General features: G+C 36.4%; 13 protein-coding genes and 1 tRNA gene. 8 read left to right on the top strand and 6 right to left on the bottom strand.

What is annotated here, in order from left to right; all coding sequences use genetic code 11:
* The first annotated feature begins 69 nt into the window (after window positions 1–69).
* Entirely contained in the window at window positions 70–627 is a 558-nt protein-coding gene (locus H9565_RS18260) for a TlpA family protein disulfide reductase (protein WP_215441819.1), read from the top strand.
* Between the two features lie 89 nt (window positions 628–716).
* On the top strand, window positions 717–1,181 hold the full coding sequence (locus H9565_RS18265) for a TlpA family protein disulfide reductase (RefSeq protein ID WP_215441820.1): 465 nt from the start codon (window positions 717–719) through the stop codon (window positions 1,179–1,181).
* 4 nt (window positions 1,182–1,185) lie between these two features.
* Here H9565_RS18265 and H9565_RS18270 read toward each other — a convergent pair whose 3' ends face one another.
* From H9565_RS18270 to H9565_RS18295, 6 genes are all read right to left on the bottom strand, one after another.
* Entirely contained in the window at window positions 1,186–1,641 is a 456-nt protein-coding gene (locus H9565_RS18270) for a sterol desaturase family protein (RefSeq protein WP_215441821.1), read from the bottom strand.
* Window positions 1,642–2,481 carry a phytoene/squalene synthase family protein gene (locus H9565_RS18275; protein WP_215441822.1) on the bottom strand — a complete coding sequence of 280 codons (840 nt, stop codon included), beginning with the start codon at window positions 2,479–2,481 and terminating at the stop codon, window positions 1,642–1,644. It lies immediately after the preceding gene.
* Window positions 2,482–2,492: 11 nt separating this feature from the next.
* Window positions 2,493–3,950 carry a phytoene desaturase family protein gene (locus tag H9565_RS18280; protein ID WP_215441823.1) on the bottom strand — a complete coding sequence of 486 codons (1,458 nt, stop codon included), beginning with the start codon at window positions 3,948–3,950 and terminating at the stop codon, window positions 2,493–2,495.
* Between the two features lie 18 nt (window positions 3,951–3,968).
* Window positions 3,969–4,865, bottom strand: coding sequence for a MerR family transcriptional regulator (locus H9565_RS18285; protein ID WP_215441824.1), 897 nt, complete (start codon window positions 4,863–4,865; stop codon window positions 3,969–3,971).
* A 153-nt stretch (window positions 4,866–5,018) separates the two neighbouring features.
* Window positions 5,019–5,102, bottom strand: a tRNA-Leu gene (locus H9565_RS18290).
* 80 nt (window positions 5,103–5,182) lie between these two features.
* Window positions 5,183–6,892 carry a hypothetical protein gene (locus tag H9565_RS18295; RefSeq protein WP_215441825.1) on the bottom strand — a complete coding sequence of 570 codons (1,710 nt, stop codon included), beginning with the start codon at window positions 6,890–6,892 and terminating at the stop codon, window positions 5,183–5,185.
* Window positions 6,893–7,177: 285 nt separating this feature from the next.
* Here H9565_RS18295 and H9565_RS18300 point away from each other — a divergent pair, with 285 nt between their 5' ends.
* From H9565_RS18300 to H9565_RS18325, 6 genes are all read left to right on the top strand, one after another.
* Window positions 7,178–7,579: a response regulator gene (locus tag H9565_RS18300; protein ID WP_215441826.1), complete on the top strand. Its 402-nt coding sequence runs from the start codon at window positions 7,178–7,180 to the stop codon at window positions 7,577–7,579.
* A gap of 75 nt (window positions 7,580–7,654) precedes the next feature.
* A complete protein-coding gene (locus H9565_RS18305; protein ID WP_215441827.1) occupies window positions 7,655–8,197 on the top strand; it encodes a heme NO-binding domain-containing protein in 543 nt (180 codons plus the stop codon).
* Window positions 8,190–10,181 (top strand): PAS domain-containing sensor histidine kinase, encoded by a 1,992-nt coding sequence (locus tag H9565_RS18310; protein WP_215441828.1) that lies wholly within the window; start codon window positions 8,190–8,192, stop codon window positions 10,179–10,181. Before H9565_RS18305 ends, H9565_RS18310 begins: the two co-directional genes overlap by 8 nt.
* 2 nt (window positions 10,182–10,183) lie before the next feature.
* Window positions 10,184–11,317: an FIST signal transduction protein gene (locus H9565_RS18315; RefSeq protein ID WP_215441829.1), complete on the top strand. Its 1,134-nt coding sequence runs from the start codon at window positions 10,184–10,186 to the stop codon at window positions 11,315–11,317.
* Window positions 11,317–12,375 (top strand): sensor histidine kinase, encoded by a 1,059-nt coding sequence (locus H9565_RS18320; protein WP_215441830.1) that lies wholly within the window; start codon window positions 11,317–11,319, stop codon window positions 12,373–12,375. Before H9565_RS18315 ends, H9565_RS18320 begins: the two co-directional genes overlap by 1 nt.
* Window positions 12,376–12,379: 4 nt before the next feature.
* Window positions 12,380–12,697: an Hpt domain-containing protein gene (locus H9565_RS18325; RefSeq protein ID WP_215441831.1), complete on the top strand. Its 318-nt coding sequence runs from the start codon at window positions 12,380–12,382 to the stop codon at window positions 12,695–12,697.
* Window positions 12,698–12,699: the final 2 nt, after the last annotated feature.

Below are 12,699 nucleotides of genomic sequence, written 5' to 3' on the forward strand. Positions count from 1 at the left end.
GAAATAGTATATTAAAACTCCCGTTAATTAACGGGAGTTTTTTAGTTTTATAACTATCCAACATTTTTTATGAAAAGAAAAACTTTCTTTACACTCATTATCATGGCCTTTGTGCTTTCTTTCTTTGTTACACCCGTGGGATATTGGGGAAAGATTTGGCTTATGCGTTTGTTTGCTTCTCCCCCCGAAATTATAGCTGTAGATGAAAGGAAAAAAATAGATGGGTATGATTGGAAACTTAAGGATGCCAACTGGGATTTCTTCAACCTGAATGAATCCAAAGAAAAGGTTTTGTTTATTCATTTCTGGGCTTCCTGGAATACGCCAAGTGCAGCAGAACTAAACGGTATTCAAACATTATATGATGCTTACTCGGATAGAGTTGATTTTTATATCGTTACAAATGAAGAACGTGAGCCGGTAGAAGAGTTCATGGCTAAGAATAAATATACATTTCCTGTAACCTACAGAATTGTGGGAGAGGGGGCTCCTTTTAAGATACCAAAAATACAAGGGACCTATATCATTGATGAAAATGGAGATATTTTAGTTAACTCTAAGGAAACTCATGATTGGGATAGTGCTACAGTAACCCAACTATTAGATTCAATTACGGCTAAATCTTGAAGTTATCGTTTAAATATATATTTCTTGGGCTACTCCTTATAATTATTTGTGTCTTATTTACGCCTATAGGGCCTAAACTTAGAGCTTATGTGGGAAGAATTGTTTCATATAGTTCGGTAAAACTGAAAACCGAAAAGACGATTCCTGAAAGTACATATAGTTGGGAAGTAAAAGACTTGGATGGAAAGACATACCCTTTCCAAAACACTAAAGGGAAAATCGTTTTCATTAATCTTTGGGCCACATGGTGTAAGCCATGTTTAGAGGAATTGCCCGGCATTCAGGCTTTATATGAAGATTATCAAGATAAGGTAGACTTTTTGCTCGTTAGTGAAGAAAAGTCTAAGAGGGTCAATACTTTTGTTTCCAAGAAATCTTATCAACTGCCTTTCTATTTGACTGAAGGTCAGATACCCGAAATATTTAGATCTACGACCTTACCAACAACCTATATTATAAATAAGCAGGGTAAAGTGGTTAGAGCGGAAAACGGTGCAGTTAATTGGAATAGCGAAGAAATTAGACAGTTTCTTGACCAACTTTTAATGGAATAGCAGATTATGCCCTGTTCTTGAAATACTTAAAGGGAACTATTAGCATACCAAAACATTCCCCATCTTTTTTACCTAAGTGTTTATGATGCATTTTGTGAGCTCTGCGTACACCCTTGGCATACCAGTGGTTCGCATTTCTAAATAGTTTAAACCGTTGGTGAATAAAAATATCGTGGACTAGAAAATAAGCTATGCCATAAGCCAATATACCAAAGCCTAAAGGCCAACCGTACCAAAAAGATGTCTCTGCACCTAAGTAAAAGAGTATGATGCTTACGATGGCGTAAAAAACAAAAAAAGTATCATTCTTTTCAAACCATGAATCGTGGTCTTTTTTATGATGATCGCGGTGTAAATTCCAAAGAAAGCCGTGCATAATATATTTATGGGTAAACCATGCCATAAATTCCATAAAGGAAAATGTGCCAACAAATAGGAGTATCCAAATAATCACTTTCATTTAAACCAAGTTCAATTTATAATTCACGTACGATTTGGCCAAAACACCAAACTTCTCGTAGTTGGGAACACGAATACGCACTTTTCTAATCTCCAAAGAGGGTGTACGCTGCAGTTTTTTTAGTAATCTGTAATAATACTTATAGGCTGTGTAGACGCCAAATTTGGCTTCATTAGGTAACTGAAGAATACCTGAGTAGGCCAGTTCAAAATCTGCTTTAATTTCATTTACGATTCTTGTTTTTGATTCTTCGTCCAACATAGCTAAATCCGTATTTGGAAAATAGCTTCGGTTTAAATCTTCAAAATCACTTTTTAAATCTCTGAGAAAGTTCACCTTTTGAAAAGCGGAACCTAATGCCATAGCTGTCTCCTTGAGATTATTGTATTTCTCCATATCGCCTTTTACAAAGACCTTTAAACACATGAGTCCCACTACATCTGCAGAGCCATAAATATACGCTTTGTACTCCTCATCTGTCCTATAGACATTCTTGTAGAGATCCATTCGCATACTCTTCATAAATGCTGCGACAAGTTCGTAAGGCAGGTCATATTTGTGATAGGTATGCTGAAATGAGTTGAGAATAGGGTTAAGGCTTATTTTTTGTTCCAAAGCATCCTTTAGGCTTGCTTCAAACTGATTAAAAAGTTTTTCCTTGTTGTATTGATCAAACGTATCAACAATTTCGTCCGCAAAACGCACAAAGCCATATATGTTATAAATATCCGCTCTAATGGTAGGGGATAACATTTTGGTGGCCAATGTGAACGAGGTGCTGTAGGACTCTGTCACAATCTGACTACACTGGTAAGAAACTTTATCAAATAGGGCTTTCATAGTATTGGCTTTTAGACGTTCTTATTGATTAATTCGGATACAAGTTTGCCCGATATTAAAGCCGGAGGAACGCCAGGACCTGGAACGGTCAACTGGCCGGTAAAATATAGGTTTTTTACTTTTTTACTTTTTAGACTAGGTCTCAGAAAAGCTGTTTGACTGAGAGTATTGGCCATGCCGTAAGCATTTCCCTTATAGGAATTATATTGCTCAACAAAGTCATTTACACAAAAAGACTCTTTAAAGATAATGTTATTTTTTACGCTTTGGTCTGTTCGTTTTTCAAATCTATCTAAAATGATATCAAAATATTGCTCACGTAATTCAGGTGTGTCAGTTAAATTAGGGGCAATTGGTATAAGGAAAAATCCTGTTTCGCAATTCTTAGGAGCCATGCTCAAGTCTGTTACAGATGGGAAATTAGCATAGAACAAAGGGGCTTTGGGCCAACTTGGGTTATCGTAAATTTCCTGTGCATGACGTTCAAAATCGGTATCAAAGAATAGATTGTGGTGGTTTATGTTTTCTAGCTTCTTGTTGAAACCTATGTAGAACAATAATGAAGATGGAGCAAAAATTTTCTTGTTCCAGTAGGCTTCTGAATATTGCCTGTGTTCGGGGTCTAACAAAGTTTCGGAATGATGATAGTCGGCTCCGCTTAAAATTACATCGGCAGAAATATCTTTTCCGTTAATTGTAGCTCCAACGGCAATATTATTAACCACCTTTATTTTTTCTGCTGCTGCATCGGTACATATTTCTACGCCCAATTCTTCCGCTAGGTCATTCATGGCTTTAACCACCTGGTACATACCACCTTTTGGATGCCACGTTCCTAAACCAAAATCGGCATAGTTCATAAAGTTATAGAAAGAAGGTGTACGATTGGGTTTAGCCCCTAGAAAAAGCACTGGAAACTCTAATGTAGAAACCAATTTAGGGTTCTTAAATTTTTTACGCACTTCTCCGCTAATCGTTTTAAAAAACTGGTCTACTCTTAAGGCCGTCTCGGGGGTAATGAGCTCTAGAGGAGATAGACCTGGCCGTAACACAACTTTATTTATGGCTATATCATAGTTCTTCTCTGCCTTTGCAATGAAATCCTTTAGGTGATTAGCACTTCCAGGTTCAATACGTTCAAATTCTTTGCAAATATCATCCATGCAATCACCAACGGTGATATTGTCGTCCGTAAAAAATATTTTATAAGCAGGATTTAATTTATCTAGCTGATAAAAATCTGCTGTTTTCTTTCCAAAGTCATTGAAGAACGAGTCAAAAATGTCCGGCATCCAGTACCAACTGGGCCCCATATCAAAAGTGAATCCGTCTCTGACCAGTTGTCTGGCCCTACCACCTACGGTTTTGTTCTTCTCATATATGGTTACATCATGACCTGCTTTTGCCAAGTAGCATGAGGCCGATAGTGAAGAGAAACCTGAACCGATTATGGCAATCTTTTTTTTCATTATTAGAGTAGATTCATTTTAAAGCTGTTCAATAATTTTATCCATTGAATTAAAAATCTCTACGGTACCGGGTAAACTTTTTGAATCAATATGCTGGGTTTGGTGACCTAGTAACCAGAGCTTTTTATTTGAATAGTTTGATGCGAGTTTGTCAAATTGATAAACATAGTCGTTTATTTTGTCCTTGGTAGGTGAAACTGTAAAATAAGACACAAATGTTGTGTTTGAAAAGGTCTTCATTATTTCTTCTAGGTTCTCTAAGGGAACGGTTTGACCCAGGTAGACAGATTTGTACCCGTGCAGGGCAAATTCATAGTTAAGATAGAGCAATCCTAATTCATGAATTTCATTTTCCGGTAAATAGGCTACAAAAGTTGTGCTATTGTTGCTAGCGTCCCTTTCTTGAAGTTCTTGGCTGTTGATAAGAATTTTTTGTTTAATAAGGTTAGATACAAAATGCTCGTGAGCAGGACAAATGGTATCTGTTTGCCATAAAAGACCCAATTCGTTCAGGAGTGGTATAAAAACTTCTTTAAACACTTCAGAAAACGATTTTTCAAAAAGAAGAGTTCTATAGGTTTGGTTAAAGAGCTGTTGATCAAAATTGATCATAGCAAGTTTAAACTCATTAATAACATTACTCTTATCATTTTTAGAGGTTAACTCCGTAACCAACTTTGGAATCTTTCTCTCATCCAATTTGGCAATTTTTGATATTTTATGACCATAATTATAAAGTAGAGTGATGTTTAGAAGTTTTTGCAGGCTTTCTAGGCTATACCTTCTAATATTGGTATCTGTTCGCTCCGGAGAAAGCAAGTTGTATCTTTTTTCCCATATTCTAATGGTATGAGCTTTTATTCCAGAGAGGTTCTCAAGATCCCGTATTGTGAAGGTTTTTTTTAAAGTGTTCATTCTTTTTGTAAAAATGTTAAACGAAATTACGTTTTTTTTCCCAAGATGCTCACTTGAAGTGTGCTCTTTCGCGGAAAAAATTGATTAGATAAGGAGAAGATAAGAAATATAGATAGAAAAAAACCATCAATGAATCTCATTGATGGTTTAATGTGCGCACGAGAAGACTCGAACTTCCACGGCCTAGTGGCCACCAGCCCCTCAAGCTGGCGCGTCTACCAATTCCGCCACGTGCGCATGAGGGTTTGTCAAAAACTTTGCAAAGATAGAATAACTTTCTAATTAAATTTTAATAAAAGTAAAGATAGTGGGATGTTTTATAATTGCTTGACCTGAGCATCAGAAGTAAACATTTCGTTAGTTTTAAGTATCATAAGGGTTCGTAAAGCTAGCCATTGATTGCTTAAAGGGCCTGCTTTTAGTTTTGAACGAATTTTATTTTCTATTGATTTAGGTAAATAAGCAATAATGAGCCTTCTCATTTTTCTTCTTGCAGACTGTGTTCTCTGATCCTTATTATAATTCTTTACTAATTTTTCAATAAAGGCTTCAGGAAAAATTCCTAGCTCTTTTTTCTGTTCCAATGATTCACAAATATAAGACTGTACTTCAGGAAGATTTAGAATTTGCCCAACCTCTTGAACGGCTTCTCTTTTTGCAAAAGGAATTTCGGGAAACATTTCAGAAACAATTGACCTCCATATCTTTTTATTTGTTCTTAGTTCAATTGGCACCTGTTGAATTGATGAAACAATCTTTTGACTGAGTAAAGGGTTGATAACTTCAACATAAGCAAGTTTTATATCTTCAAGAGCAGCTGTTGTAATTGGGGTTCTATGTTGCAACCATAACCTGTCTCTCCAATCTCCTAAGGATTCGTTTTCCTTCTGATGCAAATGTTCTGGAATATCTTCATAATTAACGATAAAATCTTCCGGAATATCCGAGGATGTATAGTCAAAACTTGTCATAAGATTGCATGTGCGCCTGACTTGATAGGAATTAGTGACGGGCGGCTTTCTACCAAAGGCATCATACCCTCTAATTACTCCTCTTCCAGAAGCAGATAGTTGTCCCCATAACTCTAAACCATCTAAATATGCAGCAAGATGGTCTAGCCGCCCCTCACCAGCAGCTAAAAATCTTTCGAGGAGAATAGGAAAGCTGTTAGGGTTAAAATCCATTTTTGCATAAGAATGTTCCATATTGCAATTTTGTGCTAGATTCTTTGCGATGGATGCGTCGCTGGTGGGTAAGTCTAAGGCTTTGTCTAATCCCCATGTTACGGCATTAAGATTTTTGCCTTTTAGATGGTATAGAAGACTTCTGCTGTCCATTCCGCCCGAAAGAGCTAATGTCCATTTAGAAGTGTCTAATTTTAGACCTTTAATTGTTTCTTCTACAGCATTTTTCAATTGGGCTTCATGTGATAATTCCGTTTTTTCTTCATTTTCGGTCCTATCAAAATTGAAGTTTTGGTTATGGTCTATTTCAACCTTCCAATTATTGCGGTTTAATTTTAAGCGGGTTCTAGGCGGCACTATTTTTATTCTTTCGTCCCAAGAAAGGCCGGGTCCTAAGGTTCCAGTGCATAGAAACCAGCTACATGCTTTGTTGTTCAATTTAAAATCTCCCAAAAATGATACAATTAATCGTTGTGAGGTAGACGCCATAAAAATTTCATTATCATGGTAATACCATAAAGTTCTTGAAGCTGCATAATCTGATGCTATTTCGACTCTTTCATTTTCTACACGGAATAAAGCATAGCTACCGTTTGGTAAAGGAGCGTTATATTTGAATAGTGAATCATCATGTTCACATGTGCCTAGGCAATAATTTACACCATCTTTTAGTATAGTCAATGCTGGATTGTATATTAGGCTGATGGTATTTTCATTTTTTGAAATATATGGTTGTTTGGCATGTATATTATTCGGTTCTATACGCTTTGCAATTTTTTTGGCAAGGGTTGAAATATCCTTTTTAACAGGGTTTTTAAAACAGACGGTTATCGCTTTGGCCATAATTTGTTAAGGAATTTTATTGAAAATGAGTGTTTGAGTAGACAATGAGCCAACTCATATAGTCTAAAGAAATTAAGGGGGAGTTGTCTAAAATAACGTATTTGTCTGATATTGAATACTAAAACTATATTTTTGTTAAAATTTACTTTCTGATTTGAGTTATCCTTAAATAGTTTTAACCAATATAATTTTCCATTCGTCTACAGTTGTAGGCTATTCGTCTACACCTAATAAAAATTACATTATTTATTTAAGAGTTTTGTAGTTCACATTAATAATGAGGCTATGGATATTTTATTGATTGAAGACGATGCTATTGAAGTAATGAAATTACAGCGAACTGTAAAGAAACTAGAACTCAAGCATAATATCATTGAAACGAAGAACGGTGAAGATGCTTTAAAAATCTTAAAATCAGGGAACCGATTACCGGATATTATTCTACTTGATTTAAATATGCCTAGAATGAACGGTATTGAGTTTTTAAGTATTCTAAGGGCAGATGATGTTTTAAAATACCTTCCTACAGTTATTCTTACAACTTCCGAAAATAGAGCGGATTTATTGGAGTGTTATAAAATTGGAGTGGCGGGCTACGTTATTAAGCCTTTGAAATATGAAGAGTACGAATCCAAACTACATAAAGTTCTTGACTATTGGAACATCAATCAATTAGTGAAAGGCTAACAATATATTGACTTTCACAACAAAAATTCGTTAGTACATACTACTTTTCCTACTTTTATTAATAAATAGAAGTATATGAAAGGTATAGTTTTTACGGAATTTTTGGAAATGGTCGAGTCTAAGTTCGGTCTTGAGACTCTAGATAACATTATAGAAAATGGTCAGTTGGCCTCAGAAGGTGTTTATACATCTGTAGGTACGTACGAATTTAATGAGATGGTTACGCTCATAACCAACCTTAGTGAAGAAACTAAAATTCCGGTTGGTGATCTTATATATGCGTTTGGTCTATACCTTTTTGCAGGTCTTGCCAACTCGCATCCTGAGGTTATTAAAAATTACAATACTCCACTAGGTCTACTTTATTGTATTGAAGACCATATTCATGTGCATGTCAAGAAGTTGTATCCTGATGCGGAACTACCTTCTTTTAAAATTTTGGATAAAACGGACACCACAATTTCTATGGTATATTCTTCTTCTAGGGGGTTGTATCGCTTAGCACATGGTCTTATAGAAAAAGCTTTTGAACATTTTGGTGGTACGGCAACAATTACCTATGACCTCTTGAAGGAAGATGGAACCGAGGTTAAATTTGATATTGTTCAAAATGGATAGCAGTAAAGAGATTGAACTTCTTAAAAAAGCCTTAGAACGTCAGAAAAAAGCGCGCCAACAAGCTGAAAAAATCTTAGAGCAAAAATCTACAGAGCTCTATGAAACGGCACAGCGCTTAAAAGAGGCCAATGGCAAGTTAGAAAATTTGCTTACAGAAAAAGTTTCGGAGTTAGATGGTGTCTTCGTTAACATTATAGATCCTTATGTAGTCATGGATCTGCAAGCCAACGTTATAAAGATGAATACTTCGGCCAAAGATTTTCTAGGGTATGACAATACCAAGGAAGACGTTAACTTAACGGGCCTTGTACATAAAAAATACCTTCAATATACTGCTGAATCTTTCAAATACCTTTTAGAAGTAGGGACACTTAAAAATTACCGAGCAAAAATTAATGTTAAGAACGGTGATGAGAAATGGATAGAGATTAATAGTAGTCTTATTTATAATACCAAACAAGAACCCATAGGGGCTCAAGGTATCATTAGAGATATTACCCAAGAAATGGAAATCAAGGAGTTGTTGGCACAACAACGCAAGCAACTGGATGTCATTGTGGAAAACTCGCCTTTAGGCATTGTTCTAAGCGTTGGAGGTGAAATCATAAAAGCAAATACTACCTTCACGGAACTTCTGGGCTATTCGGAAAGTGAACTCAAAACCATGAAGTTGGATGACTTTTCCAAGGAGGAGGAAAGTTCTGGATCAGAAGATGTTGTACAGCAAATGCAGGAAGGAAAAACCGATAAGGCAGTTGTAATAAAAAGATACTTCAAAAAAGGAGGAGGCTGTTTGGTTGCAAAGACATCCGTAAGTGCTGTTAGAGGCGGAGACGGTAAGTTAAAGTACCTGTTAGCCATGATAGAAGATATTACAAGAGAGCGTGAGGCCGAGGAAAGACTGAGATACGAACGGGAAAAATATGCAAATATCATTGCAAACATGAATCTTGGTCTGGTAGAGGTAGATACAGATGATGTAATACAACTGGTAAACCAGAGCTTCTGTAACATGAGCGGTTTTAAAGAAGAAGAACTTTTAGGTAAAAAGGGAACCGAGATGCTAAAGGTACAGAATAAGAACGTTTTAGAGTACGAGGATGAAAAACGAATGCGGGGCGAATCCGATTCGTATGAGCTGGAGGTTATTGATAAAAGCGGAAAAAAGAAACATTGGTTAGTTAGTGGAGCTCCACGTTATGATAATAATAAAAAACTAATTGGTTCTGTAGGAATACATCTAGATGTCACTAAGCAAAAGTTACTGGAACTTCAAAAGGAACAATTGGTAAAAGAATTAGAACAAAGCAACCAAGGTCTTCAGGAATATGCACATATTGTTTCCCATGACTTAAAATCCCCTTTACGGAGTATAAGTGCATTGGCAACATGGATTCAGGATGATTATAAAGATGTACTGGACGAAGCAGGCCAGCAGAACTTAACCTTAATGCAAGAGAAAGTTGCCTCTATGGATAAGTTAATTCAAGGTATCTTGGAGTATTCTACCGCAAATAATTCGGAACTGGACAATTCCAGTGTTGATTTAAATGAAGTAGTAGAAAATATTAAAGAGAGCATCTTTATTCCAGAGCATGTATCCCTTGTGGTGCCCAAGGTCTTACCAACAATTGTTGCGGATAGTACAAAGATGCATCAGCTGTTCCAGAACATACTTTCTAATGCAGTGGTTCACATAGAAAAGGAAGTAGGGTTGGTAGAGGTGTTATACGTAGAAAATACTACGCACTGGCAGTTCTCTATAAAAGATAATGGTGTAGGGATTCCAAAGGAATACCATAAAAAAATATTCGAAATTTTTCAGTCTATCGGAGCAAATGAAAGATCAACAGGAATAGGGCTTTCTATTGTTAAAAAAATAATTGACCGCTATGAAGGCGAAGTATGGGTAGAGAGTGAAAAGGACATGGGTACGGAGTTTCACTTTACCATAAAAAAAGAACCAACTAACCTTAATAGCTAAAAATGAAGATCAAACAGGCCGTAAAGGAACCGGGGCAACCGTTCAAAATTGTATCAAAAGTAGAATCTACTTTAAAGGAACCTCTTGTTTTGGTCTTTGGAAATAGATACGCGTTGGAAGATGCCAAGCTTTATGATGAAGTAAGAAGTATATTTCCGGACGGACATATTGTGTTTGGTAGCACGGCTGGTGAAATCATAGGCGATTCCGTAAGGGAAAATACAGTCTCCTTGACCGCTATTGAATTTGAAAAATGCTCATATTCCATAAAGAGAAAGAACATATTGGAAATTGAAGATGATTTTAAATTAGGCGAAACTCTTCTTGAGGAATTTCCTAAGGAAGGTTTGAAACATATATTCTTGGTATCCGAAGGAAGTTCTGTTAACGGCAGTGCTTTAATCCAAGGTTTTGAGGGTGTTAGGATAGATAATATTGGCCTTTCGGGAGGTTTGTGCGGAGATGATGACCGTTTTGAAAGAACTCTCGCTTCCTACAATGAAAGCCCAAAGGAAGGCGAAATTATCGCTATCGGGTTTTATGGGGAATCCCTAGAAATTACAAGCGCCAATTTTGGCGGGTGGACCCCTTTTGGTCCCGAACGGATTATTACAAAATCTAAGAACAATATACTTTATGAACTAGATGGTCAGCCGGCATTAGATCTTTATAAAAAATATCTGGGGGATAAAGCAAAAGAATTGCCAACATCGGCTTTGCTATATCCGCTTAATGTACGCATTAACGAAGACGAGGAACCTCTGGTTCGTACCATTCTTACCATTGATAATACTGCAAATACTATGACCTTGGCAGGAGACGTGCCTGAGGGAGCCCGTGTGCAATTAATGATGTCTACTGTAGATGATATAGCAGATGGGGCAAATACGGCCGCTCAATTTGCTATGAAGGACAGAAAAAATAAACCGGAACTGGCTATCTTAATAAGTTGCGTAGGAAGAAAATTGGTAATGGATCAGAGAACGGAAGAAGAGGTAGAGGAAGTAATATCCGTCATTGGTGATAATGCAGCGGTTACTGGATTCTATTCTTATGGAGAAATGGCACCATTTGCTGGCCAAGATGCCTGTAAGTTACATAACCAAACTATGACATTAACCTTATTTAGCGAATAATGCACGCTCTACTTAAAAGACAGCTAAAGAAAAACCTACCGGCCCACCTTATTGAAAATGAGGAGATGCAGGAGTTTTTTGCTGCTGTAGAAAGGTCATATGAAAATTATGATGATAAGTTAAGTATGATACAAAGGGCTACCGCCATTAGCTCAGAAGAATTGTTCGAAGCCAATAAGGAGTTAAGAAAAGAAGCGGAGAGACAGAAAAAAATATTAGCGTCATTGGAATTGGCAATGAACAGCTTAAATTCAAATTTAGATGCTGGCGAGCAATTTCAGAACAATTCCGATCAACAGTTTGATGTAGAAAAACTGGCCAAACACATTAGCCATTTGGCCGAGGAGGTAACCAAAATTTCAGAAGAAAAAAAACTGCTTTTACAAGATTTAGAGACTAGGAACGAATCTCTTAATAATTACGTGCAAATGGTATCGCACGATTTAAAGTCGCCTATTCGCAATGTAAATGCTCTTTTAAGTTGGATCAAGGACGATAATGAAAATACCCTTACCCATGACAGTAAGGAAAATATAGAGTTGGCATCAAGTAATTTGATTAAAATGGATAATTTAATCAATGGTATTCTGGAACATGCCACAATAGGCATCAATATGGAATCCAAGATGAATGTTGATGTAAATACTCTTCTAAAAGAAATAGAAAGTTACGTGCCTTTGCCGGAAAATGTATCTATGGTTTATGGGGCTGGTTTTCCTGTAATTCATATTGAAAAACATTTGATAGAGCAGATTTTTGCCTATTTGATAACAAATGCAATCACAGCTACAAAACATCTGGAAAAGGGCTTGATTACCATAAGTTTTGAAGATGAAGATCAGTTTTGGAAATTCTCGGTAAAAGACAATGGAAAAGGAATTCCCCAAAAGCACCAATCCTCTATTTTTGAAATGTTTAAAAAACTTGAAAACAATGACAGTGCCGCAGGTGTAGGCCTGGCATTGGCCAAGAAAATAGTAAAGTTGTACAACGGTTCCATAGAATTGGAATCAGAAGAGAATAAGGGAGCCAATTTTTCGTTTACGATTAAAAAATAATACTATGGAACAGCCCAACCTTAAATATATAAAGGAGTTATCCGGAGATGATATTGAGTTTGAAGAGAAATTTATTTCTATCTTAAAGGACGAATTTCCTTCGGAGAAGGCATCGTATCAAGAACACATAGTCAACAAAGAACTAGCTTTGGCCGCTGATGTTGTGCATAAACTGAAACATAAGTTCAATATTTTGAGCATGGAAGACGCGTATAGGTTTGCGGTTACATTTGAAGAACAGTTAAGAGCCGGAACAGCTGATATGGATTCGGATTTTTTAGTAATTTTAAACAAAATAGAAGATTTTCTAAAAACCATTTAATA

The organism is Zobellia russellii (genome assembly GCF_018728565.1).
GTDB classification, from domain to species: Bacteria; Bacteroidota; Bacteroidia; order Flavobacteriales; family Flavobacteriaceae; genus Zobellia; species Zobellia russellii.

Bases quoted from the DNA above. Each gene is read 5' to 3' on its own strand.
- H9565_RS18260 (WP_215441819.1), top strand. From the start codon at position 70: ATGAAAAGAAAAACTTTCTTTACACTCATTATCATGGCCTTTGTGCTT.
- H9565_RS18270 (WP_215441821.1), bottom strand. From the start codon at position 1,641: ATGAAAGTGATTATTTGGATACTCCTATTTGTTGGCACATTTTCCTTT.
- H9565_RS18275 (WP_215441822.1), bottom strand. From the start codon at position 2,481: ATGAAAGCCCTATTTGATAAAGTTTCTTACCAGTGTAGTCAGATTGTG.
- H9565_RS18280 (WP_215441823.1), bottom strand. From the start codon at position 3,950: ATGAAAAAAAAGATTGCCATAATCGGTTCAGGTTTCTCTTCACTATCG.
- H9565_RS18285 (WP_215441824.1), bottom strand. From the start codon at position 4,865: ATGAACACTTTAAAAAAAACCTTCACAATACGGGATCTTGAGAACCTC.
- H9565_RS18295 (WP_215441825.1), bottom strand. From the start codon at position 6,892: ATGGCCAAAGCGATAACCGTCTGTTTTAAAAACCCTGTTAAAAAGGAT.
- H9565_RS18300 (WP_215441826.1), top strand. From the start codon at position 7,178: ATGGATATTTTATTGATTGAAGACGATGCTATTGAAGTAATGAAATTA.
- H9565_RS18305 (WP_215441827.1), top strand. From the start codon at position 7,655: ATGAAAGGTATAGTTTTTACGGAATTTTTGGAAATGGTCGAGTCTAAG.
- H9565_RS18310 (WP_215441828.1), top strand. From the start codon at position 8,190: ATGGATAGCAGTAAAGAGATTGAACTTCTTAAAAAAGCCTTAGAACGT.
- H9565_RS18315 (WP_215441829.1), top strand. From the start codon at position 10,184: ATGAAGATCAAACAGGCCGTAAAGGAACCGGGGCAACCGTTCAAAATT.
- H9565_RS18320 (WP_215441830.1), top strand. From the start codon at position 11,317: ATGCACGCTCTACTTAAAAGACAGCTAAAGAAAAACCTACCGGCCCAC.
- H9565_RS18325 (WP_215441831.1), top strand. From the start codon at position 12,380: ATGGAACAGCCCAACCTTAAATATATAAAGGAGTTATCCGGAGATGAT.